We start from the raw sequence: 22,356 nt of genomic DNA, 5'->3' as shown, positions 1-22,356 counted from the left end.
CCTCACAACAAGCACTCCGCACAACAAGCGCCGCATCACAACAAGCGCCGCATCACGACGCGGGGCGCGAGCTCGATGCCCAGCTCCCGCTCGTGCGCGACCAGGGCCCGCAGTTCGGGCCCCCACGCGCTCTCGGGCAGCACGGAGAAGCCGTGACGGGCGTACCAGGGGCCGTTCCACGGCACGTCCCTGAACGTCGTCAGCGTCACGCCGGGCGCCCCGCAGGCCCGCGCGTGGTCGATCACCGCCGTGACGAGCCGCCCGCCGATGCCCTGGCGCATGCGCTCGGGACGTACGGCGAGCTGGTCGAGATGCACGCACCCGTCGACCTCGCCGACGAGCGCGAACCCGTCGGGCGGCGCCCCCTCGACCAGCACCGACCCCGGGCCGGCGACCTCTTCGATCATCGTCGTGCCCGGCGGGAACACGATGCCCACCTGCTCGAACAGCCGGTCGGCGGCCAGCTCGATCGGCACCAATCCGGCCAGCTCGTCCGCCTCGGCCCATCGCACCATGGCGACACGATCTCATGTTCGGAGCGTAGCTCGCCGCTCATATTAGGGTTGAAGATCGTAGGCCCGGCTGTGCGGAGCTGGGACCCTCTCCTCACGGCGTGCCCACGTCCGCGTGTGCGAGGCGTGGGCACGTCGTGTGCACCTGGCTAGAGGTCGAGGAGGCGCTCCAGGCCCACCGTGAGGCCGGGCAGCTCGCGCACCCGCCGCACGCCGAGCAGCACGCCGGGGGTGAACGCGGCGCGGCTCATCGTGTCGTGGCGGATGGTCAGCGTCTCGCCGTCGCCGCCGAGCAGCACCTCCTGGTGGGCGATGAGCCCCGACAGGCGCACGGCGTGGACGTGGACGCCGCCGACGTCGGCGCCGCGGGCGCCGTCGAGCGCGGTGCTGGTGGCGTCGGGCATCGACCCGAGCCCGGCCTTGGAACGGGCCTCGGAGATCAGCTCGGCGGTGCGCCGGGCCGTGCCGGACGGCGCGTCGGCCTTGTTGGGGTGGTGCAGCTCGACGATCTCGGCCGACTCGAAGTAGCGGGCGGCCTGCTGCGCGAAGTGCATCATGAGCACGGCCGCGATGCCGAAGTTGGGGGCGATGAGGCAATTGGTGCCGGGGTTGGCGGCCAGCCAGCCCCGCACGGTCTCGAGCCGCCCCTCGTCGAAGCCGGTGGTGCCCACCACCGGGTGGACGCCGTGGCCGATCGCCCATTCGAGGTTGCCCATCACCACGTCGGGGTGGGTGAAGTCGACCACCACCTCGGCGCCGGCGAGCCCCTCGATGGAGTCGTCCTTGTCGAGCGCGGCCACCAGCTCCATGTCGGCTGCCGCCTCGACCGCCTTGCACACCTCGACGCCCACACGTCCCTGGGCGCCCAGCACACCTACCCTGATCACAGGGCGAGCCTATCGTGCCGCCACCCCGCCGATGCCGGACCGGGGGGCGGCGGCGCGCGTCTCAGCGGATCGCGTCGCTGAAGTCCTTGTCGCCGTACGGGCCGATGACGGCCAGCGTGAGCGGCCGGTTGAGCACGTCGGCGGCGATCTCGGAGATCTCGTCGGGGGTGACGGACTCGATGCGCGCGAGCACCTCGTCCACCGACATGAGCTCGTCGTAGACGAGCTCGTTCTTGCCGATGCGGGACATGCGCGAGCCGGTGTCCTCCAGGCCGAGCACGAGCCCGCCGCGCATCTGGCCCTTGCCGCGCATGATCTCGTCGGCGGTGAGCCCCTCGGCCACCACCCTGGACACCTCGTCGCGGCAGATCTTCAGCACGTCGTCGATCTTCGAGGGCAGGCAGCCCACGTAGATGCCGAACTGGCCGGTGTCGGCGTAGGCCGAGGTGTAGCTGTAGGCGGAGTAGGCCAGGCCGCGCTTCTCCCTGATCTCCTGGAAGAGCCGCGACGACATGCCGCCGCCGAGCGCCGCGTTGAGCACGCCGAGCGCGAACCTGCGGTCGTCGGTGCGGGACAGGCCGGTCGTGCCGAGCACCAGGTTGGCCTGCTCGGTGGGCCGGTCGAGGACCGCGACGCCGGACCGCGACGCGGCGCCGGGGCCGCTGGTGCGCGGCGGCTCGAACTCGGCGGAGCCGCTCAGCGCCCCCGCCCGCTCGTACGCCCTGGCGACCAGCTCGACGACCTCTTCGTGCCTGACGTTGCCCGCCACCGACACGACGGTGCGGCGCGGCAGGTAGAAGCGGTGGTAGTACTCGGCGATGCGCTCGCGCCCGAGCGCGTTGATGGAGTCGACCGTACCCAGGATGGGCCGGCCGATCGGCGAGTCGCCGTAGAGGGTGGCGGCGAACTGCTCGTGCACCACGTCGGAGGGGTCGTCGTCGTGCATGGCGATCTCTTCGAGGATCACGCCACGCTCGGACTCGACGTCGTCCTCGGTCACCAGCGAACTGGTCACCACGTCGGCGAGCACGTCGACCGCGACCGGCAGGTCCTCGTCGAGGACCCGCGCGTAGTAGCAGGTGTACTCCTTGGCGGTGAAGGCGTTGATCTCACCGCCGATGCCCTCGATGGAGGCGGAGATCTCCATGGCGTCGCGCGTCGGAGTGCCCTTGAACAGCAGGTGCTCAAGGAAGTGGGTGGCCCCCATGTGCTCGGGAGCCTCGTCGCGCGAGCCGATGCCGACCCACATGCCGACCGCGACGCTCCGCACGGTCGGCATGGTCTCGGTCACCACGCGCAGCCCACCCGGGAGAACGGTGCGCCTTACCACCCCGGCTCCGTCCTTGCCGGGGTGCAGCGTGGTCGTGGTCACGAGTTCCGGTCGTCTCCCTCGGAGGAGCCGCGGGAGCTGCGCACGCGGGTGCGGGTGCGGCGCGGGCGCTCGGACTTGTCGTCGGCGGCCGGGGCGGCGGGCGCCTCGGACTGCTCGGGAGCACCACCGTCGGCGGCCTTGGCCTCCTTCTCGGCGGCCTCCTTCTCGATGACCTCGACCGGCACCAGCGAGAGCTTGCCGCGCCCGTCGATCTCGGCGATCTCGACCTGGATCTTCTCGCCGACGGCCATGACGTCCTCGACGTTCTCGATGCGCTTGCCGCCGTGCAGCTTGCGGATCTGGGAGACGTGGAGCAGGCCGTCCTTGCCCGGCATGAGCGAGATGAACGCGCCGAAGGCGGCGATCTTGACGACCGTGCCCAGGTAGCGCTCGCCCACCTCGGGCATGTGCGGGTTGGCGATGGCGTTGATCGCCGAACGGGCGGCCTCGGCGGACGGCCCGTCGGTGGCGCCGATGTAGATCGTGCCGTCGTCCTCGATGGTGATCTCGGCGCCGGTGTCGTCCTGGATCTGGTTGATCATCTTGCCCTTGGGGCCGATGACCTCGCCGATCTTGTCGACCGGGACCTTGATGGTGATGATGCGCGGCGCGGTCGGGTTCATCTCCGCCGGGGAGTCGATCGCCTCCTGCATCACGTCGAGGATCGCCAGGCGGGCGCCCTTGGCCTGCTTGAGCGCGCCGGCGAGGACGCTCGCGGGGATGCCGTCGAGCTTGGTGTCGAGCTGCAGGGCGGTGATGACGTCCTTGGTGCCGGCGACCTTGAAGTCCATGTCGCCCATGGCGTCTTCGGCGCCCAGGATGTCGGTCAGCGTGACGTAGGTGTCGCCCTCGCCGATCAGGCCCATCGCGATGCCGGCGACCATCTCCTTGAGCGGCACACCGGCGTCGAGCAGCGCCATGGTGGAGGCGCAGACCGAGCCCATCGAGGTCGAGCCGTTGGAGCCGAGCGCCTCCGACACCTGCCTGATCGCGTAGGGGAACTCCTCACGCGTGGGCAGCACCGGGATCAGCGCCCGCTCGGCCAGCGCGCCGTGACCGATCTCGCGGCGCTTGGGCGAGCCCACCCGGCCGGTCTCACCGGTGGAGTAGGGCGGGAAGTTGTAGTTGTGCATGTAGCGCTTGGTCCGCTCGGGGTTGAGCGTGTCGATGACCTGCTCCATGCGCAGCATGTTGAGCGTCGTGATGCCGAGGATCTGGGTCTCGCCGCGCTCGAACAGCGCCGAGCCGTGCACCCGGGGGACCACGTGGACCTCGGCCGACAGCGCGCGGATGTCCTTCGTGCCGCGGCCGTCGATGCGCACGCCCTCCTTGACGACGCGCTCGCGCATGAGCTTCTTCATCACCGCGCGGAACGCGGCGGAGATCTCCTTCTCGCGGCCCTCGAACTCGGGCAGGAGCTTCTCGGCGGCCAGCGCCTTGACCTTCTCCAGCTCGTTCTCGCGCTCCTGCTTGCCGGCGATGGTCAGCGCGGCGGCCAGCTCGGTCTTGATCGCGGCCTCGACGGCGGTGTAGACGTCGTCCTGGTAGTCGAGGAAGATCGGGTATTCGGCGGTCTCCTTGGCGGCGACCTGCGCGATGCGGGACTGCGCCTCGCACAGCACCTTGATGAACGGCTTGGCCGCCTCGAGGCCCTGCGCGACGGTCTCCTCGGTCGGGGCGACCGCGCCGTCGGCGACGAGCTTGAGCGTGTCCTTCGTGGACTCCGCCTCGACCATCATGATCGCGACGTCGCCGTCGTCGAGCACCCGCCCGGCCACGACCATGTCGAACGTGGCCCGCTCAAGCTCGTGGTGGGTCGGGAAGGCCACCCACTGGCCGTCGATGAGCGCCACCCGGACGCCGCCGATGGGGCCCGAGAAGGGCAGCCCGGCGAGCTGGGTGGACAGCGACGCGGCGTTGATGGCGACCACGTCGTAGAGGTGGTCGGGGTTGAGCGCCATGACGGTGGCGACGACCTGGACCTCGTTGCGCAGGCCCTTGACGAACGACGGGCGCAGCGGCCGGTCGATCAGCCGGCAGGTGAGGATCGCGTCCTCGGACGGACGGCCCTCGCGGCGGAAGAACGAGCCGGGGATGCGGCCCGCGGCGTACATGCGCTCTTCGACGTCGACCGTCAGCGGGAAGAAGTCGAACTGCTCCTTCGCCGTCTTGGACGCGGTCGTCGCCGAGAGCACCATCGTGTCGTTGTCGAGATAGGCGACGGCGGAACCCGCCGCCTGGCGCGCGAGCCGACCGGTCTCGAACCGGATCGTACGCGTGCCGAATGAGCCGTTGTCTATGACGGCTTCAGCAGTGTGGACACCCTCCACGGGGGACCTCCTTGTGGTCGGTCACCCGCGCCCTTTTCTCACCGGCACCCTCGTTAGGTGCAGCGCCGGTCTTCGATCGAAGCGCCCGGTCAAGTGCGTTCTTACCGGAAGCCACTACCGAGGACCGGCCCGCAGGCGTCGCGGGTCGCATGGTGCTGAGCGGACGCGGGGGCTGTGTGTCTCGGATCTTCAGTTGTACGCCAGGCGCGGGGCGGTTTTCACGCCGCCACGCGCCCTGCGATGGGTCCTACCCCATATGAGAAGGGAGCGGCGCGCAGGCCGCTCCCTCGTCATGTTATCGGCGCAGACCGAGCCGCTCGATGAGCGAACGGTAGCGCTGGATGTCGACCTTCTGCAGGTACTTCAGCAGGCGGCGCCGGCGACCCACGAGCAGCAGCAGACCACGACGGCTGTGGTGGTCGTGCTTGTGCGTCTTGAGGTGCTCGGTCAGCTCGCTGATGCGCTTGCTGAGCAGCGCGATCTGCACCTCGGGCGACCCGGTGTCGCCCTCGGTCGTCGCGTACTCGTCGATGATGGACTTCTTGGCAGCGGTGTCGAGGGACACGGCTCTCCTTCGATCTACGGACACGCGCGAATGAGATGGAAGCGCGAACGACCGTGCGTGCCTACAGTCGCCGCGTGAAGGCCGTCATGGGCAGCGCGCAGCGCCGCCGGTATAGAGCCGACATGCAAGGTTACCACCCCGGGTCCGGTGCACGGGGCGGTCGTGTCCGAGCCGAGACCGGCTAGCTCGTCAGGCGTCGCGTGTCCTCCACGTCGGCGTGGATCTGGGCGATGAGCGCCTCGATCGAGTCGAAGCGGGTGTTGCCGCGCAGCCGGGCGGCGAACTCCACCGCGACGTGCGCGCCGTACAGCTCGAGGTCGTCGCGGTCCAGCGCGTACGCCTCCACCGTGCGCGGCACCCCCTCGAACGTCGGGTTGGTGCCGACCGAGATGGCCGCGGGCCAGCGCTCGCCGTCGTAGAGCGCGGGCAGGTTGGCCACCGGGACGCACTGCAGCCAGCCCGCGTAGACGCCGTCGGCCGGGATCGCGGTGTACTGCGGGGTCTCGACGTTGGCCGTGGGGAAGCCGAGCTGGCGGCCGCGCTGGTAGCCGCGTACGACGACGCCTTCGACCCGGTGGGGGCGGCCCAGCTCGGCCGCCGCGCCCGCCACGTCGCCGGCGGTGAGCCGCTCGCGGATGGAGGTCGAGGAGATGTCGTCGAGCCGGGGCACGGACTCGACCTCGAAGTCGTATTTGTCGCCCAGGGTGCGCAAGGTCTCGACGTCACCCGCGGCGTCCTGGCCGAACGTGAAGTCGGCGCCCACCACCACGACCGCCGCCCGCAGCCGCTCGGCGAGCACCTTCTGGGCGAACTCGGCCGGCGTCCACTGCGACAGCCCGTAGGAGAACTCCACGGTGTCGATGGTGTCCACGCCCAGCCCGGCCAGCAGCTCGGCCCGCCGCCGCGCGCTGGTCAGCCGGTGGGGATGCGAGCCGGGGCGGACGACCTCGTCGGGATGCGGCTCGAACGTGACCGCCACGCTGCGCAGGCCCCGCTCCCGGGCGACGGCGACGGCCCGCCCGACCACCCGCTGGTGCCCGAGGTGGACCCCGTCGTACACGCCGACGGTCACCACAGACCTTTCCGAACCCTGCACGCCAGGCCCCATTCACTCGTCCCCGGAACAACCCGTACAAGCGTGCCACGCGGCGCGGCATTCCCTCCAATCGAGGCGGCTATCATCGGGCATCATGCCTCGCTACGCGCTCCTGATCCTGCCTGCCTTCAACCGGGTCTACGGAGAGAGCTCCGTCCGCCTCACCCGCAACGAGCTGGCCGTCTTCAGCGCGCGCGCCCTTGAGGGCGAGGTGCTGGCCAGCGAGGAGACCCGCATCGGCGGCGTCCCCTACGTGACGTTCGACACCGCAGGGCCGCTGTCCGACGGCGACGTGCGGCTGCTGTCCGACCTGTCGTCCGTCTACGCCGTCTTCGGCGTCGAGGGCGACCTGCTCAGGCCGCTCGCCATGCGGCCGCGCGACCGGCTCAGCAGCGACCTGCTCACCATCCAGAAATACGCCGGCAAGACCAACGAGCACTTCACCAAGCTGCTGCTCAACGTCACGGCGCTGGCCAGCGACAAGGGGCTGGGCGACGGGCTCTCGGTGTTCGACCCGATGTGCGGCCGCGGCACCACGCTCAACCAGGCCCTCATGTACGGCTACGACGCCTACGGCCTCGACGTCGACGGCAAGGACTTCGAGGCCTACGCCGGCTTCATCAAGACGTGGCTGCGCAACAAGCGGCTCAAGCACACCGCCGAGACCGTACCGGTGCGCCGCGACCGTGCTCTCGTCGGGCGGCGGCTCAACGTCGCCTTCGGGCTGTCGAAGGAGGCGTTCAAGGCCGGCGACGTGCAGCGCCTGGCCGTGGTCAACGCCGACACGCTCAAGAGCCGCGAGTTCTTCAAGCCGCGCTCGTTCGACGTGCTGGCCACCGACGCCCCCTACGGCGTGCAGCACGGCAGCAAGGGCGGCGCGGGCCTGTCGCGCAGCCCGCTGGAGCTGCTGGGCCGGGCGGTGCCGGTCTGGGCCGAGCTGCTGCGGCCCGGCGGGGCGATGGGCATCGCCTGGAACACCTACGGCGGCAAGAGCGACGAGCTGGCCCGCATCCTGACCGGGGCGGGCCTCGACGTGATGGACTACCCCGACTTCGAGCACTGGGTGGACCAGGCGATCGTCCGCGACATCATCGTGGCCCGCAAGCCGGGCTGAGGCGGGGTCAGCCGGCGAAGACCGCCAGGGGCCGCGCGGTGCGGCCCTGCTCCTCCACCAGCGCCAGCAGCTCACCCTCCGGGCCGAACACGCCGATCGGGCCAGGGCCGAGCCCGGCGGCCGGCAGCCGTCCGCCGTGGGCGACGACGCGGGCCTCATCGGCGGTGACGTCGCGGCGCGGGAAGGCCGCGGCGACCGCCTCGCCGATGGGCAGCACCACGCACTCCTCGGTGAGCTGCTCGATGGTCTTGGCGAGCGACAGGTCGTACGGGCCCACGCGGGTGCGGCGCAGCGCCGTCAGGTGCCCGCCGACCCCGCCGAGCGCGGCGCCGAGGTCGCGGGCCAGCGAGCGGATGTAGGTGCCGCTCGAACAGACCACGACGGCGTCGACGTCGATGACGTCACCGGCCGGCCGGATGTCGAGCACCTCGAACGAGCTCACCGTGACGGGCCTGGCCGCCAGCTCGACCTCCTCGCCCGCCCGTGCCATCTTGTAGGCCCGCTGGCCGTTCACCTTGATGGCGCTGACCTGCGGCGGGACCTGCATGATGGCGCCGGTGAGCGCTTCGACGCCCTTGCGGATCTCGCCCTCGCCCACCTCGGCGGCCGACGTGGTGGCGGTGACCTCGCCCTCGGCGTCGTCGGTGTTGGTGCTCACGCCGAGCCGGATCGTCGCGCGGTATTCCTTCTCGGTCAGCATCAGGTGACCGAGCAGCCTGGTCGCCTTCTCCACACCGATCACCAGCACGCCCGTCGCCATCGGGTCGAGCGTGCCCGCGTGCCCCACCCGGCGGGTGCCGGCGATGCGCCGCATCTTGGCCACCACGTCGTGGGAGGTCCACTCGCCCGGCTTGTCGACGATGATCAGACCGCTCTCGGCCATTCAGGTAACCTTCCGCAGCTCGCGACGGAACTTCGTCATGGTCTCCTCGACGGTGTCGTAGGAGGTGAACCCGGCCGCGTTGTGATGGCCGCCGCCGCCGAGCGCCGCGCACACCGCCGCGACGTCGACGGTGCCCTTGGACCGGGTGGACACCTGCCAGTCGCCGTAGTCGTCCTCCTTGAGCACGACGGCGACCTGCGCCTCGTCGGTGCGGCGGACGATGTCGATGATGCCTTCGAGTTCGGAGTACGGCAGCCCGTACGCGGCCCGGTCGACCCGGGTCACGTACGTCCAGGCCATGCCGTCCTCCAGCGCCACCCGGTCCAGCGCGTTGCCCAGCACCTTGAGGTAGCCGAACGGGGAACGGTCCCACAGCTCGCGGGCGATCTCGTCGACCCGCAGCCCGGTGGCGACCAGCCTGGCCGCCATCTGGTGCACGGCGGGCGTGGTCGAGGAGTAGCGGAAGGAGCCGGTGTCGGTGACGAGGCCGGCGTACAGGCAGGTGGCGATGTCGCGGTCGAGCCGCCCGCCGAGCCGGTAGACGAGCTGCTCGGCGAGCATGGCGGTGGCCGCGGCCTTGGCGTCGATGAGGTCGAGCGAGCCGAACCCCGAGTTGGACGGGTGGTGGTCGACCACGATCACCTCGCGCGCCGATGCGGCGTTGGCGCCGAGCAGCCCGACCCGCTCGAACGTCGAGCAGTCGAAGACGATCATCAGGTCGGGCGCGGCCGGGTAGTCGTCCGGCGGCACCAGCATCTCCTGGCCGGGCAGGAAGCGCAGCAGCCGCGGCACCGCGAAGTGGCGGTCGCCGAACGAGGCGACCACCCGCTTGCCCATCGAGCGCAGCACGAACGCGACCGCCAGCATCGAGCCGAGCGCGTCGCCGTCGGGCGTCACGTGGCAGGCCAGCGCGACCTCGTCGGCCTGCCCGATCAGCCGCAGCGCGCGGTCCCACGACTCCTCGGGGATGGGACAGTCCTCGGAAGGACGCCGCTCGACGCGAGGCGGACGCTCTGCCCTGTCGCGCACGTCGGGCGTCACGCCTGGTCGTCCCTGCCGCTCAGGCTCTGCGAGCCGGCCTCAGCGCCCGTCTCGGCGTCGGTGTCGAAGTCCTCGTCGTCGGGCTTGCGGTAGGGGTCGGCCTCGCCGGCGTAGGAGGCGGTCTGGGCCTGCTTGGCCACCTCGGCGTCCCGCGCGCGGGCGGCGCTGATCAGGTCGTCGAGGTGACGCGCGCTGTCGGGCAGCGGGTCGTGCTTGAACGTCAGCGTCGGCGCGAACCGGACCCCGGTCTGGCGGCCCACCTCGGAGCGGATGATGCCCTTGGCGCTCTCGAGAGCCGCGGCGCTGTCGGCCCGCTCGGCGTCGGAGCCGAACACCGTGTAGAACACCGTCGCGTCGCGCAGGTCGGCGGTGACGCGCGTGTCGGTCACGGTCACGAAGCCCAGACGCGGATCCTTGATCCGACGCTCCAGCATCTCGGCGACGATCTGCTGGATGCGGTCGGCGAGCTTGCGCGCTCGTGCGGCATCCACCATGTTCGCTCCCCCTCACGCACGACCTGGCCGTGCAGTCGTTCAATCTTCGTCGGTGTAGAGCCGCTGCCGGGCCGACAGCAGCTCGATCTCGGGGCGGAAGGCCACCATGCGTTCGCAGGCGTCCAGCAGCTCCTTGCAGTTACCCGCGGAAGCGGAAACCACCGCAACGCCGACCTCCGCTCTGCGGTGCAGGTCGAGATGACCGGTCTCAGCCACCGCGATGCTGGGGTAACGGCGCTGCAGCTCGGCGATGAGCGGACGGACGACAGAGCGCTTCTGCTTCAGCGACCGCACGTCGCCGAGCAGGATGTCCAGGGTCAGGGCACCCACATACATCACTGGTAACCACCGCTTGGCCTTGTGTGGTCAGCGCACGACCGGCCTGCTGCGGTGGGGACCAGGCCAGGGCGTGCGAGAGGCGCCCGGCGGATGTCCCGCCGGGCGCCCGGCCGCGCATCACACGCGCGGCTTCTCCCGCATTTCGAACGTCTCGATCACGTCGTCGATCCTGATGTCGTTGTAGCCGACACCGATACCGCACTCGAAGCCCTCGCGGACCTCGGTCGCGTCATCCTTGAAGCGACGCAGGGACGAGACGGTCAGGTTGTCCGCGATGACGACGCCGTCGCGGATGACCCTGGCCTTGCTGTTGCGGACGATCACGCCGGAGCGGACCAGAGCACCGGCGATGTTGCCGATCTTCGGCACCTTGAAGACCTCGCGGACCTCCGCCGAGCCCATCTGGACCTCTTCGAACTCGGGCTTGAGCATGCCCTTGAGCGCCGCTTCGATCTCCTCGATCGCCTGGTAGATGACCGAGTAGTAGCGGATGTCGACGCCCTCGCGCTCGGCCAGGTCGCGCGCCCGAGGCTCGGGGCGGACGTTGAAGCCGATGATGACCGCGTTGTCGTCGGCGACGGCCAGGTTGACGTCGTACTCGGTGATGGCGCCGACCGCGCGGTGCAGGACTCGAAGCCTGACCTCGTCGCCGACGTCGATCTTGAGCAGGGCGTCTTCCAGGGCCTCCACCGAACCGGACACGTCACCCTTGATGATGAGCTTGAGCTCGTCGACGCGACCCTTCTCGAGGTCGCTGAACAGCTCTTCGAGGGTGCGGCGCCGGCTCGACTTCGCCATGTCGGCGCTGCGCTTGCGCGCCGCGCGCTGCTGGGCGATCTGCCGGGCCATCCGGTCGTCGGTGACGACGATGAAGTTGTCACCGGCGCTCGGCACGGCCGTCAGACCCATCACGAGGACGGGACGCGACGGCGTGGCCTCCTCGACCTGGTCGCCGTTGTCGTCGAGCATCGCGCGGACGCGGCCGAAGGCCTCGCCGCACACGATGGAGTCGCCGACGCGCAGCGTGCCGCGCTGGACCAGGACGGTCGCGACGGGGCCGCGGCCCTTGTCGAGGTGGGCCTCGATCGCGATGCCCTGAGCGTCCATCGTCGGGTTGGCGCGCAGGTCGAGCTCGGCGTCGGCGGTCAGCAGGATGGCCTCGAGGAGGTTGTCGATGCCGGTGCCGTTCTTCGCCGAGATGTCGACGAACAGGGTCGAGCCACCGTATTCCTCGGCCACCAGGCCGTATTCGGTGAGCTGGGCCCTGACCTTGTTGGGGTCGGCGCCCTCCTTGTCGACCTTGTTGACCGCGACCACGACCGGGACCTCGGCGGCCTGGGCGTGGTTGAGCGCCTCGATCGTCTGCGGCTTGACGCCGTCGTCGGCCGCGACCACCAGCACCGCGATGTCGGTGGACTTCGCGCCTCGGGCACGCATGGCGGTGAACGCCTCGTGACCCGGGGTGTCGATGAAGGTGACCTTGCGGTCTTCGCCCTCGTGCGTGGTGGACACCTGGTAAGCGCCGATGTGCTGGGTGATGCCACCCGCCTCGCGCGCCACCACGTTGGTCTTGCGGATGGCGTCGAGCAGCTTGGTCTTACCGTGGTCGACGTGACCCATGACGGTCACCACCGGCGGGCGCGCGGCCAGGTCGGCCTCGTCGCCCTCGTCCTCGCCGAACTCGATGTCGAAGGCCTCGAGCAGCTCGCGGTCCTCCTCCTCGGGGCTGACGACCTGGATGTTGTAGTCCAGCTCGGCTCCGAGCAGCTGCAGCGTCTCCTCGTTGACCGACTGCGTCGCGGTCACCATCTCGCCGAGGTGCAGCATGATCTGCACGAGCGAGGCGGGGTTGGCCCCGATGCGGTCGGCGAAGTCGGACAGCGACGCACCGCGCGGCAGGCGGATCGTCGCGCCGTTGCCGCGAGCGACCTGCACGCCGCCGATCGCCGGCGCCGACATGTTGTCGAACTCCTGGCGCCTCTGACGCTTGGACTTGCGGCCACGCGCGGGACGGCCGCCGGGACGCCCGAAGGCTCCCGCGGTGCCGCCGCCACGACCACGGCCGCCGCCACCCGGGCGACCGCCGAAGCCGCCGCCGGGAGCGCCCGTGCGCTGACCGGTGCCGCCGCCACCCGGGCGACCGGCGAAACCGCCGCCGCCACCGCCGGGACGACCACCGCCACCACCGGGACGACCACCGCCGCCACCGCCGGGACGACCACCGCCACCGCCACCGGGACGGCCACCGCCGCCACCGCCGGGACCGGCGGGACGGCCCTGCGGCATCATCATCGGGTTGGGACGCGGGCCACCAGGACGGGGACCGCCCGCACCGGCGCCGGGACCGGGACGCGGACCGCCGGGCGGCGGGCCGGGACGCGGGCCTGGCGTGGGCCTGTCGCCGCCACGGCCCTGCGGCGGACGCGGCATCGCGCCGTCGCGCGGCGGACCGTCACGACGTTCACGCTGGCCGGGACCGCCACCGTCGCGGTTGCCACCCTGGCGCGGCGGCCTGGACTGACCCATGCCGCTGGCGTTGGACGAGAACGGGTTGTTACCGGGACGCGGGCCGCGCGGGCCCGGCTTGGGGCCGGGACCGGGACGGGGACCGCCACCGGAGGGCGCGCCGGAACGCGGCGCCTGCGCGGAGCCGCCGCCACCCCCACCGCCGGGGCCAGGACGCGGACCCGGCTTGGGCCCGGGACGGGCGCCGGGGCCGGGACGCGGGCCAGGCGTGGGACGAGCGGGCGCGCCGCTCTCGAAACGTGCCTGCGGAGCCCCAGAGGTCTCGCCGCGCGCCGCCTCGGGCTGCTGCGGCTGCTGGTGGGGCATGGGCACCGGCGGGCGCGGCTGGCCGCCGCCCTGACCGCCCTGTCCGCCGCCCTGTCCACCACTGGGACCACCGGCCGCGGGACCTGGCCGCGGGCCGGGCTTGGGCCCGGGACGCGGCGGAGCGGGAACAGGCGCCTGCCCGGCACCGTTACCGGCCTGGCTGTCCGCCGGCCGGGGCGCAGCCCTTGGCGGCTGCGGCTTGTTGGACGGCTGACCGCCGCCACGAGAGGGGCCACCCTTGGATGCCCCCAGCGCTTCGGTGAGCCTGCGGACCACCGGCGCCTCGATGGTCGAGGACGCCGAACGGACGAACTCTCCCATCTCTTGGAGCTTGGCCATGACGACCTTGCTCTCTACGCCGAACTCCTTAGCGAGCTCGTATACCCGGACCTTCGCCACTGCACTCCCTTACTCGGCCCGGGAGGCTGGCTATGCCGTCCGGACCGTCGCTACCTTGACGTCTTCATCGCCGCGTGCTCATCAGGCGCTCATAGCAATCTGACTCCGCCCATCAACTCGGCGTCCTACATGACATTTCGTGGTCTCCCTCCAAGTGCGCCCGAACGGGCGACACGTCAAGCGGCCCCGGCACGCGGAACGCGCGCGGGAACGCTCGGCGCCGCTCGGCGAGCTCCAGACAACTCAAGGACGGATGCAGTGATGCACCGCGACCAGGGAGCCGTCCTCGCAGGTCAGGGACCACATGATCCTCGACCAGCACCAGGCGGAGCAGCTCGGACTTAGCCGTGCGAACCCTGCAGCCCACACAGGTGCGCTGTGGAACCGCTTGGCCACCATATTCCAGCTTACCGCGTTGACGCATCTACGGAACCGGCGGCATCCTCGGCTTGGGTGTCGGGCCTGATGTCGATCCGCCAGCCCGTGAGCCGGGCGGCGAGCCGGGCATTCTGCCCTTCTTTCCCGATGGCCAGCGAGAGCTGGTAGTCGGGCACGGTGACCCGCGCCACCCGCCCGTCAAGGTCGAGGACCTCAACGTGGGAAACACGGGCAGGAGACAGGGCATTCCCGACGAACTCGCCGGGATCCTCTGACCAGTCGATGATGTCGATCTTCTCGCCGTGCAGCTCGGTCATCACGTTGCGGACGCGTGAGCCCATGGGGCCGATGCACGCGCCCTTGGCGTTGACGCCGGGCTTGCGCGACCTGACAGCGATCTTCGTACGGTGGCCCGCCTCGCGCGCCACCGCCGCGATCTCGACGGTGCCGTCGGCGATCTCCGGCACCTCGAGCGCGAACAACTTCTTCACCAGCCCCGGGTGGGTGCGCGACAGCGTGACCGAGGGGCCCTTGTGGCCCTTCTTCACCTGCACCACGTAGGCGCGGATGCGCTCACCGTGCACGTATTCCTCGCCGGGCACCTGCTCGGCGTGCGGCAGCACGGCCTCGATCTTGCCGAGGTCGACCAGCACCACACGCGGGTCCTTGCCCTGCTGGATCACGCCGGAGACCAGCTCGCCCTCGCGGCTGGCGAACTCGCCGAAGTTGATCTCGTCTTCTGCGTCGCGCAACTGCTGCAGGATGACCTGCTTGGCGGTGGTGGCGGCGATGCGGCTGAAGTTGGAAGGAGTGTCGTCGTACTCCCTGACGACCTCGCCGTCCTCGCCGAGCTCCGCCGCCCAGATCGTGACGTGGCCGCTGGCCCTGTCGAGCTCCGCCCGCGCCTTGGCGGCGGCGCCGTCGGTGCGGAAGTACGCGATGAGCAGCGCGTCCTCGATCGCCTTGACGACCAGGTCGAAGGAGATGTCCTTCTCCCGCTCAAGGCTGCGCAGGACGCTCATGTCGATGTCCACGACGGCTCCCCCTTAGCCTTCGTCGCCGTCGACGTCGTCGATCCGGCGGAACTCCACCTGCACCCGTCCGCGGGTCAGGTCCTCAAAATCGAGCCTGCGCGGCTCGCCTGCGACGTCGAGGTCGACGCCGCTCTCGTCGGCGGCCTTGACGCGGCCCTCGACCACGGTGCCGTCCTTCAGCTCCGCCTTCACCAGCCGCTTGGCCGCACGCCGCCAGTGGCGCGGCTCTGTCAGCGGGCGGTCGACGCCCGGCGAGGAGACCTCGAGCGTGTAAGCCGCCTGGCCCATCGCGTCGGTGTCGTCGAGCGCCGTGGAGACGGCCTGGCTGACGTCGGCCACGTCGTCGAGGCTCACGCCGCCGTCGCGATCGACGATCACGCGCAGCAGCCGCCGCTTGCCCGCCTGGGTGACCGTGATGTCCTCCAGGTCGAGGCCCTCCGCGCTGACCACGGGCTCCAGGAGCTTCATCAGGTGGTCGCGGGGTGATGCGCTGCCCATATCGACCTCCCCTATTGTCATGTCTCAGCCGGGCGGACCTCGCCACTGGCTCTCCCGCCGTCTGACCTCTCAGCCAGCGACGACAGTTGACACCCTATCCGTATGAGGGCACGGAGAGAGCGCCACTCGTCGTGGTCGAATGGCGGAGCGTCGCCGGACGGCGAGCGCGGGCACTGGCCGTACGATGCTACCGAGGCCGGTAGCCAGGCCCTGCCAGGTAGGTGACAAGTGGAGGTTGGAGTTCGTGCGCCCGCGTCAGCTCTCCCGGCGAACCGTGCTGGCGGGCGGGGCGGCCGCTCTGACCGCCTGCAGCGCCTCAGGTCCGCCTCCGCCGCCCTCTCCGGCGCCCGACTCTCCCGAGGTCGTGCTGCTGAAGTCGCTCATCGCGGAGAAGGAACGTACCATCGCGCTCTATTCGGCGCTGATCGCCGACGGGGGCGGCAAGCTGGTGCCGTTTCGTGACCGTCACCAGGCCCATCTGAACGAGCTGCGCAAGCACGTCCCGGCCGTCTCCCTTACCGCGGCCACCTCAGCCGCGCCCTCATCCTCGCCGACCACGCGCAAGCCGTCGCTGAAACGGCTGCGCGACCTGGAGCGCAAGGCGGCCGCCGCGCGCGCCCGCCAGCTCGACGCGGTCTCGCCCGGCATCGCCCAGCTCATCGCCAGCATCGGGGCCTGCGAGGCCGTCCATGCGATCGCCCTGCCGAGGTCGCTGTGACGGCCGCGGGCGACGACGTGGAGAAGCTGGGCAAGGCGCTGGCGGCCGAGCACGCCGTGTTGTTCGCGTACGGGCTGCTCGGGGCGCGCACGTCGGGCAGGCTGCGCGACCGCATGAGCGCCGCCTACGACGCCCACCGGGCGCGGCGCGACCAGCTCCGCTCCTCCATCACCTCGCGAGGCGGGCGGCCGGTCGAGCCGGAGGCGTCCTATCAGCTGCCGTTCATCCCCTCCGACGCCACGCTGGCCACCGATCTGGCGGTGCAGCTGGAGGCGGGGGTGACGGCGGCGTACCTGGAGCTGGCCGCCGCGCAGGACGTCAAGCTGCGCCGCTACGCCGCGCTCGCCATGCAGGAGTCGGTCACCCGCTCCTACGCCTTCCGCGCCGCCCAGCCGGCGGCCTTCCCCGGCATGCCGCAGCCGGCCACCCCGCCCGCCTCACCTCCCCCGGGCGGCTGACCCCGCTCAGCGGTAGGGGGATTCTTCGGTGTTCGTGACCCGGCCGGTGTTTCTGGTGGGCCCGGTGGTCGTGCGCCGGCGTACGAAGGCGGCGCTGCCCGTGGCGTGAGTGGAGCCCGCTCGGCCTGAGCGGGCTCCACGCCTGTCTTAAGCGCCGGCGGCGGCCACGATGCGGTCGGCGGCCTCGGCGAGCGGGATCTCCGACTTCTCGCCCGAGACGCGGTCGCGCAGCTCCACGACGCCCTGCGACAGCCCGCGGCCGACGACGACGATCGTGGGGACGCCGAGCAGCTCGGAGTCCTTGAACTTGACGCCGGGCGAGACCTGCGGCCGGTCGTCGACCAGCACTCGCAGGCCGCGCGACTCCAGCTCGGCCCCCAGCTCAAGGGCGGCCTCGACCTGGTTCTCCTTGCCGGTGCCGACGATGTGGACGTCGGCGGGCGCGACCTCGCGCGGCCACACCAGGCCCAGCTCGTCGTGGGCCTGCTCGGCGATCACGGCCACCGCGCGGGAGACGCCGATGCCGTAGGAGCCCATGGTGATGCGGATCGGCTTGCCGTCGGGGCCGAGCGCGTCGAGGCCGGCCGCGTCGGCGTATTTGCGGCCGAGCTGGAAGATGTGGCCGATCTCGATGCCGCGGTCGATGGACAGCTCGGAGCCGCAGCGCGGGCAGGGGTCGCCGGCGCGGACCTCGGCGGCCTCGATGGTGCCGTCGGGGACGAAGTCGCGCCCCGCCACCACATTGGCGGCGTGCTTGCCGGGCTCGTTGGCGCCGGTGACCCAGGCGGTGCCGGTGACGACGCGCGGGTCGACGAGGTAGCGGATGCCGAGCTCGCGCAGGACCTGCGGGCCGATGTAGCCGCGGACCAGGCCCGGGTGCTTGGCGAAGTCCTCGGCCTCGAAGATCGCGGGCTCGCCGGGCGACAGCGCCGCCTCCAGGCGCTTGAAGTCGACCTCGCGGTCGCCGGGCACGCCGATGACCAGCGTCTCGACCTTGTCGGAGCCGGGGGTGACGACCTTGACGACGACGTTCTTGAGCGTGTCGGCGGCGGTGATGGACAGGCCGTGGTGCTCGTTGACGTGGGACACCAGCGACTCGATGGTCGGCGTGTCGGGGGTGTCCATGACCGTGAGCGCCGGCGCGTCGTCGAGGGACTTGGCGGGCGGCGCGGTGGTGACGACGGCTTCTGCGTTGGCGGCATAGCCGCAGGAGTGGCAGGCGACGAAGGTGTCCTCGCCGGTGGGCGTGGGGGCCAGGAACTCCTCGGAGGCCGAGCCGCCCATGGCGCCCGACTGCGCGAAGACGATCTTGTAGTCGATGCCGAGGCGGTCGAAGGTCCTGATGTAGGTCTCGCGGTGCTGCTCGTAGGAGCGCTTGAGGCCGTCGTCGTCGAGGTCGAAGGAGTAGGAGTCCTTCATGACGAACTCGCGGCCGCGCAGGATGCCCGCCCTGGGCCGCGCCTCGTCGCGATATTTGGTCTGGATCTGGTAGAGCGTGACCGGATAGTCCTTGTAGGAGGAGTATTCGCCCTTGACCAGGTCGGTGAAGAGCTCCTCGTGGGTGGGGCCGAGAAGATAGTCGGCGCCTTTCCGGTCGTGCAGGCGGAAGAGCAGATCACCGTATTCGGTCCAGCGACCGGTCGCCTCGTAGTATTCGCGCGGCAGCAGGGCGGGGAAGAGCACTTCCTGGCCGCCCATGCGGTTCATTTCCTCGCGGACGATCTTGGCGACGTTTTCCAGCACCATCTTTCCGAGCGGGAGCCAGGAGTAGATGCCGGGGGCGACGCGGCGGACGTAGCCGGCACGGACCAGGAGCTTGTGGCTCGGCACTTCCGCGTCTGCCGGGTCGTCCCGCAGGGTGCGAAGAAACAACGACGACATGCGCAGCAACACGGCTACTCCTTGCTCGAAGCTGGATGTGAAGGACTACAGGCTATCGAGTCGGAGGAGCGATGCGCTCGCGCTTATCCACAGCTCGGGCCGCGCTCAGCCGGCGAGGGGGAACCAGCCGGCCATGGCGGCCGTCATGCCGGCCGTGACCAGCCCGGCCAGCGTGGCCGACAGCGCGAGCGCGCGCACCCGTCCGCGGACGTTCCTGCGCAGGACGAGCACCGCGGCCACGGTGAGCACCCCGATCACCACCGCGGGGCCGGGCCAGAACGACTGCTCGCTCTCCACGACGCCCGGGGCCGCCCTGGCCACCACGTCGGCGATCAGCGCCGCGCCGACCGCGCCCGCCGCGACGTCGCCCCAGACGTCGTCCCTGCGGGTGGCGTAGGCGAGCAAACCGAGGCAGACGAGCAGCGCGAGCGTCCAGTTGAGCCCGGCGGCGCCTGGGCCGGTGAGGTGGAAGGGGTCGGCGCCGCGCAGCGCGCTCGCGCCGATGGCGGCGACCAGCGTGGACAGCGAGGCGAGGAACGTGGTCAGCAGCGCCCAGGCGAATCCCGACGCGGTGGCGCCGACGACCAGGGACAGGGCGAGGTAGGCGTAAGGGTCGTAGATCTGGCCGGCCCAGTGGGGGCCGTTGCCGGAAAGGAGCATGCCGAGCATGCCGACGGCGAGGCCGCCGAAGAAGGCGCCCAGCAAATGATGTTCGATGGCGCGCTGGCGCCGGTCGTATTCGGCGAAGTCGGCGTACTCGATCGTGGTGTTGTTCATGTCCATTCCCTGGTCAACCCCTCCCCCCGATGCGTATGGGGATGACCAGCTCCAGATTATGCATACGTCCCGAAAAGGCAAATTTCGGTCATATCCCTACCAAAGCTAGCAAGCGCTTGGTTACGATATTCGCGTGGCACTCGCCGATGACCTTCGCGCCGCCGTCCGCGACCATCTCGCCGGCCGCCCGGGCGCGTCGTGGCAGGAGTGCGCGCGCGAGCTCGGGCTCGCGGGCCTGATGGTCCCCGAGCGGTACGGCGGCGCCGGCTGCGGCCCCCTTGAGATGGCCGCCGTCGCCGAAGAGCTGGGCCGCGTCCTGTCACCCCACCCGTTCCTCCAATCCGCCGTCATGGCGGTCGCGGCGCTGCGCGAGTGCGACGCGGGCGACGAGCTGGCGGCGCTCGCCGAAGGCGGGACGAGCGCGACCGTGGTGCTGCCCGGCGACGGTGACCTGCGGCTCGACGGTGACCTGCTGACCGGCGAGGTGCCGTACGCGCCGGCCGGCGACCTGGTGCTCGCCTACGTGGACGGGTTGCTGGTGACGGCGGAGCCGGCGGAGCGCGAGACGTACGTGACGATGGACGAGAGCCGCCCGCTGCAGCGGCTGCGCTTCGAGCGGACCCGCGCCAGGCGGCTCGGGGGCGGGTCGTGGGCCCGCGTCCGCGACCTCGGCATCACGGCACTGGCGGCCGAGCAGGTCGGCGGGGCGGCCCGGTGCCTGGAGATGGCGGTGGAGCACGCCGGGCGGCGGCACCAGTTCGGGCGGCCGATCGGGTCGTTCCAGGCGATCAAGCACAAGCTGGCCGACGTGCTGCTGCTGGTCGAGTCGGCCCGCTCGGCGGCCCTGGGCGCGGCGGCGGACGTGGGCGAGGTGAGCGCGGCGATCGCGGGGTCGTACTGCACGGAGGCGTATCTGACGGCGGCGGGCGAGAACATCCAGGTGCACGGCGGCATCGGCATCACCTGGGAGCATCCGGCGCACCGCTACTTCAAGCGGGCCACCTCCGACGCCCAGCTCTTCGGCCCGCCGCAGGCGCACCGCGCCCGCCTGGGCGCGCACGTCTTCGGGGACTAACCGCCGAGCAGCTCTTCCCAGGGGTGGCGGGTGTTGGTGCGGCGGGTGGTGTCGAGCGCCTCGGCCAGCCGCCAGAGGCCGGGGCGGGCGCGTACGGTGGCGCGGCCCATGGGGTCGATGGCGCGCAGTTCGAACCGCACGCCCATCACGTCGAGCACCGCCGAGCCGGGCCGGCCGGGACCCGCCTGGGTGACCAGGGAGCCGTCGCGGCCGCGTACCTGCTCGGCGAGTAGCGCGGCCACCTCCGACGCGTAAGGACCGTCGCGCCACTCGATGTGCCAGCTGTGGTCGGCGCCGCGCCACCAGGTGAGGTCGCGGCAGGACTCGATGAAGTCGGCCTCGGTCGCGAGCGCGGCCATCACCCGGCCGAACGCTTCGTACCTGCGGGCGCCGGTGAGCGAGAGTTCGTCGCCTGAGGAGGCGGACGTGCCGCTCTTGGTCCGCCGCAGCGCGTGCTTTCGCTTCACGAACACCCACTCTGATCGTCGCCGCGCCCTTCCCGCAAGTCTTTGCCGCTGATACGCTCTACCAAGCGAGCGCTTGGTTTTCTACTTCTCCGGAGGCGCGATGACGTCCCTACGGATCAGCCTGGGGTACGAGCTGGAGGTGCGCGGGCGCTCCAGGGACGTGGAGCGGCAGGCGTTCGAGAACGTGGTGGACCAGGTCGTGCTGGGTGACCGGCTCGGCTTCGAGGCCGCCTGGTTCGTCGAGCACCACTTCACCCGGGGTTTCTCCCACTCCTCGGCCCCCGACCTGGTCCTGGCCGCCATCTCGCAGCGCACCGAGCGCATCAGGCTCGGGCTCGGGGTGGTGCTGCTGCCGTTCCAGTCCCCCATCCGCACGGCCGAGCGCGTCGCCACGCTGGACGTGCTGAGCGGCGGCCGGGTGGAGTTCGGCACGGGGCGGGGCGCCTCGCCGCTGGAGTACCAGGCCTTCCGCCGGCCGTTCGAGCGGTCTCGGCAGATCTGGGAGGACTCGCTGGAGGCCACGCTGGCCATCTGGCAGGCCGACGGCGAGCCGGTCAGCCGCTCGAACGAGTTCTTCGAGATCCCTGACGTCGCCGTCTACCCGCGCCCGGTGCAGCGGCCCCATCCGCCGGTCTGGGTCGCCTCCACCTCGCTGGAGGGCTACCTGGCCGCCGCGCGGCACGGCTACAACCTGCTCGGCATGACGATGCTCAAGGGCATCGACGACGTCGCCGCCGACATCGCGGCCTACCGCGCCTGCCTGGCCGAGCACGGCCTCGACCCCGCCTCCCGCCGCGTCGCGCTGATGATCCCCTGGTACGTCGCCCCCACCCGCGACGAGGCCATCACCACCGCCGCCGACCCCGTGCTGTGGTACATCCGCCGCCAGGTCAACCTCGTCACCCCGCCCGGCTACTACGACGCCCGCCACGCCACCCACCGCGTGCTCGGCCAGCTCGCGGCCGGGCTGCCGCCCGACGAGTCGATGGCCACGCTGCGCGAGCACCTGATGGTGGTGGTGGACGACGTGGAGGGCTCGCGCAAGGCCCTGGCCAGGATCGCCGAGGCCGGCGCGACGGACCTGATCATCCAGGCGCAGGTGGGCGGCCTCGCGCACGAGCACGTGTGCGCGTCGATGACGCTCTTCATGAAGGACGTGATCCGCTGATGGGGCGCCGGCCGACCCGGGACGGTCTCAGGCTGAAG

The 22,356-nt window shown here is 71.1% G+C and carries 22 protein-coding genes; 5 read left to right on the top strand and 17 right to left on the bottom strand.

From position 1 onward, the window contains the following. Positions 1–35: 35 nt before the first annotated feature. From AB0K18_RS42245 to AB0K18_RS42220, 6 genes are all read right to left on the bottom strand, one after another. Complete coding sequence (locus AB0K18_RS42245; RefSeq protein WP_364926475.1) at positions 36–515, bottom strand: GNAT family N-acetyltransferase; 480 nt, start codon at positions 513–515, stop codon at positions 36–38. 146 nt (positions 516–661) lie between these two features. Next, positions 662–1,399, bottom strand: coding sequence for a 4-hydroxy-tetrahydrodipicolinate reductase (gene dapB / locus AB0K18_RS42240; protein ID WP_364569233.1), 738 nt, complete (start codon positions 1,397–1,399; stop codon positions 662–664). Positions 1,400–1,460: 61 nt separating this feature from the next. Continuing rightward, positions 1,461–2,771, bottom strand: coding sequence for a pitrilysin family protein (locus tag AB0K18_RS42235; RefSeq protein ID WP_364926473.1), 1,311 nt, complete (start codon positions 2,769–2,771; stop codon positions 1,461–1,463). Beyond that, positions 2,768–5,101 (bottom strand): polyribonucleotide nucleotidyltransferase, encoded by a 2,334-nt coding sequence (locus AB0K18_RS42230; RefSeq protein WP_364926471.1) that lies wholly within the window; start codon positions 5,099–5,101, stop codon positions 2,768–2,770. Before AB0K18_RS42230 ends, AB0K18_RS42235 begins: the two co-directional genes overlap by 4 nt. Positions 5,102–5,396: 295 nt before the next feature. After that, positions 5,397–5,666 (bottom strand): 30S ribosomal protein S15, encoded by a 270-nt coding sequence (rpsO, locus tag AB0K18_RS42225; protein WP_345398667.1) that lies wholly within the window; start codon positions 5,664–5,666, stop codon positions 5,397–5,399. Between the two features lie 181 nt (positions 5,667–5,847). Beyond that, complete coding sequence (locus AB0K18_RS42220; RefSeq protein ID WP_364926469.1) at positions 5,848–6,774, bottom strand: bifunctional riboflavin kinase/FAD synthetase; 927 nt, start codon at positions 6,772–6,774, stop codon at positions 5,848–5,850. 82 nt (positions 6,775–6,856) lie between these two features. Here AB0K18_RS42220 and AB0K18_RS42215 point away from each other — a divergent pair, with 82 nt between their 5' ends. Next, a complete protein-coding gene (locus tag AB0K18_RS42215; protein ID WP_364926467.1) occupies positions 6,857–7,876 on the top strand; it encodes an SAM-dependent methyltransferase in 1,020 nt (339 codons plus the stop codon). Positions 7,877–7,883: 7 nt separating this feature from the next. Here the strand turns inward: AB0K18_RS42215 and truB are convergent, their stop codons facing one another. From truB to rimP, 8 genes are all read right to left on the bottom strand, one after another. Then, the gene (gene truB, locus AB0K18_RS42210) at positions 7,884–8,759 is read right to left on the bottom strand and encodes a tRNA pseudouridine(55) synthase TruB (RefSeq protein WP_364926466.1); all 876 of its coding nucleotides are present in this window, start codon (positions 8,757–8,759) and stop codon (positions 7,884–7,886) included. After that, the gene (locus AB0K18_RS42205) at positions 8,760–9,800 is read right to left on the bottom strand and encodes a DHH family phosphoesterase (protein ID WP_364926465.1); all 1,041 of its coding nucleotides are present in this window, start codon (positions 9,798–9,800) and stop codon (positions 8,760–8,762) included. Next, positions 9,797–10,294, bottom strand: a complete 498-nt coding sequence (gene rbfA / locus AB0K18_RS42200) for a 30S ribosome-binding factor RbfA (protein ID WP_364383058.1) — start codon at positions 10,292–10,294, stop codon at positions 9,797–9,799. Before rbfA ends, AB0K18_RS42205 begins: the two co-directional genes overlap by 4 nt. Positions 10,295–10,333: 39 nt before the next feature. Further along, positions 10,334–10,630 (bottom strand): DUF503 domain-containing protein, encoded by a 297-nt coding sequence (locus tag AB0K18_RS42195; protein ID WP_345398649.1) that lies wholly within the window; start codon positions 10,628–10,630, stop codon positions 10,334–10,336. A gap of 120 nt (positions 10,631–10,750) precedes the next feature. Next, the gene (infB, locus tag AB0K18_RS42190; RefSeq protein WP_364926464.1) at positions 10,751–13,864 is read right to left on the bottom strand and encodes a translation initiation factor IF-2; all 3,114 of its coding nucleotides are present in this window, start codon (positions 13,862–13,864) and stop codon (positions 10,751–10,753) included. A 112-nt stretch (positions 13,865–13,976) separates the two neighbouring features. Next, positions 13,977–14,288, bottom strand: coding sequence for a YlxR family protein (locus AB0K18_RS42185; RefSeq protein WP_364926462.1), 312 nt, complete (start codon positions 14,286–14,288; stop codon positions 13,977–13,979). After that, a complete protein-coding gene (gene nusA / locus AB0K18_RS42180) occupies positions 14,272–15,264 on the bottom strand; it encodes a transcription termination factor NusA (protein WP_345409614.1) in 993 nt (330 codons plus the stop codon). Before nusA ends, AB0K18_RS42185 begins: the two co-directional genes overlap by 17 nt. A gap of 24 nt (positions 15,265–15,288) precedes the next feature. Further along, complete coding sequence (gene rimP, locus AB0K18_RS42175; RefSeq protein WP_364926461.1) at positions 15,289–15,774, bottom strand: ribosome maturation factor RimP; 486 nt, start codon at positions 15,772–15,774, stop codon at positions 15,289–15,291. Positions 15,775–16,018: 244 nt separating this feature from the next. Between rimP and AB0K18_RS42170 the strand changes: the two genes are divergently transcribed. Both AB0K18_RS42170 and AB0K18_RS42165 read left to right on the top strand, forming a co-directional pair. Continuing rightward, complete coding sequence (locus tag AB0K18_RS42170) at positions 16,019–16,492, top strand: hypothetical protein (RefSeq protein WP_364926459.1); 474 nt, start codon at positions 16,019–16,021, stop codon at positions 16,490–16,492. After that, positions 16,489–16,950, top strand: coding sequence for a ferritin-like domain-containing protein (locus AB0K18_RS42165; protein ID WP_364926457.1), 462 nt, complete (start codon positions 16,489–16,491; stop codon positions 16,948–16,950). The genes AB0K18_RS42170 and AB0K18_RS42165 overlap by 4 nt, the downstream gene beginning before the upstream one ends. 147 nt (positions 16,951–17,097) lie before the next feature. Here the strand turns inward: AB0K18_RS42165 and AB0K18_RS42160 are convergent, their stop codons facing one another. Then, a complete protein-coding gene (locus tag AB0K18_RS42160) occupies positions 17,098–18,843 on the bottom strand; it encodes a proline--tRNA ligase (protein ID WP_364926455.1) in 1,746 nt (581 codons plus the stop codon). A gap of 93 nt (positions 18,844–18,936) precedes the next feature. Beyond that, complete coding sequence (locus AB0K18_RS42155) at positions 18,937–19,608, bottom strand: hypothetical protein (RefSeq protein WP_364926453.1); 672 nt, start codon at positions 19,606–19,608, stop codon at positions 18,937–18,939. Between the two features lie 133 nt (positions 19,609–19,741). Here AB0K18_RS42155 and AB0K18_RS42150 point away from each other — a divergent pair, with 133 nt between their 5' ends. Beyond that, on the top strand, positions 19,742–20,683 hold the full coding sequence (locus AB0K18_RS42150; RefSeq protein WP_364926452.1) for an acyl-CoA dehydrogenase family protein: 942 nt from the start codon (positions 19,742–19,744) through the stop codon (positions 20,681–20,683). Here AB0K18_RS42150 and AB0K18_RS42145 read toward each other — a convergent pair. Then, positions 20,680–21,150, bottom strand: a complete 471-nt coding sequence (locus AB0K18_RS42145) for a hypothetical protein (RefSeq protein ID WP_364926450.1) — start codon at positions 21,148–21,150, stop codon at positions 20,680–20,682. The genes AB0K18_RS42150 and AB0K18_RS42145 overlap by 4 nt on opposite strands. A gap of 100 nt (positions 21,151–21,250) precedes the next feature. On the opposite strand from AB0K18_RS42145, the gene AB0K18_RS42140 reads away from it, so the two are divergent. After that, positions 21,251–22,318 carry an LLM class flavin-dependent oxidoreductase gene (locus AB0K18_RS42140; protein ID WP_364926448.1) on the top strand — a complete coding sequence of 356 codons (1,068 nt, stop codon included), beginning with the start codon at positions 21,251–21,253 and terminating at the stop codon, positions 22,316–22,318. Positions 22,319–22,356: the final 38 nt, after the last annotated feature.

It is taken from the genome of Nonomuraea sp. NPDC049421 (genome assembly GCF_040677005.1).
GTDB lineage: Bacteria > Actinomycetota > Actinomycetes > Streptosporangiales > Streptosporangiaceae > Nonomuraea > Nonomuraea salmonea.
This window is presented reverse-complemented; position numbering and strand designations above follow the sequence as displayed.

Bases quoted from the DNA above. Each gene is read 5' to 3' on its own strand.
- truB (WP_364926466.1), bottom strand. From the start codon at position 8,759: ATGGCCGAGAGCGGTCTGATCATCGTCGACAAGCCGGGCGAGTGGACC.
- AB0K18_RS42215 (WP_364926467.1), top strand. From the start codon at position 6,857: ATGCCTCGCTACGCGCTCCTGATCCTGCCTGCCTTCAACCGGGTCTAC.
- rbfA (WP_364383058.1), bottom strand. From the start codon at position 10,294: ATGGTGGATGCCGCACGAGCGCGCAAGCTCGCCGACCGCATCCAGCAG.
- AB0K18_RS42185 (WP_364926462.1), bottom strand. From the start codon at position 14,288: ATGCGTCAACGCGGTAAGCTGGAATATGGTGGCCAAGCGGTTCCACAG.
- AB0K18_RS42220 (WP_364926469.1), bottom strand. From the start codon at position 6,774: ATGGGGCCTGGCGTGCAGGGTTCGGAAAGGTCTGTGGTGACCGTCGGC.
- nusA (WP_345409614.1), bottom strand. From the start codon at position 15,264: ATGAGCGTCCTGCGCAGCCTTGAGCGGGAGAAGGACATCTCCTTCGAC.
- rimP (WP_364926461.1), bottom strand. From the start codon at position 15,774: ATGGGCAGCGCATCACCCCGCGACCACCTGATGAAGCTCCTGGAGCCC.
- AB0K18_RS42140 (WP_364926448.1), top strand. From the start codon at position 21,251: ATGACGTCCCTACGGATCAGCCTGGGGTACGAGCTGGAGGTGCGCGGG.
- AB0K18_RS42155 (WP_364926453.1), bottom strand. From the start codon at position 19,608: ATGAACAACACCACGATCGAGTACGCCGACTTCGCCGAATACGACCGG.
- AB0K18_RS42195 (WP_345398649.1), bottom strand. From the start codon at position 10,630: ATGTATGTGGGTGCCCTGACCCTGGACATCCTGCTCGGCGACGTGCGG.
- AB0K18_RS42245 (WP_364926475.1), bottom strand. From the start codon at position 515: ATGGTGCGATGGGCCGAGGCGGACGAGCTGGCCGGATTGGTGCCGATC.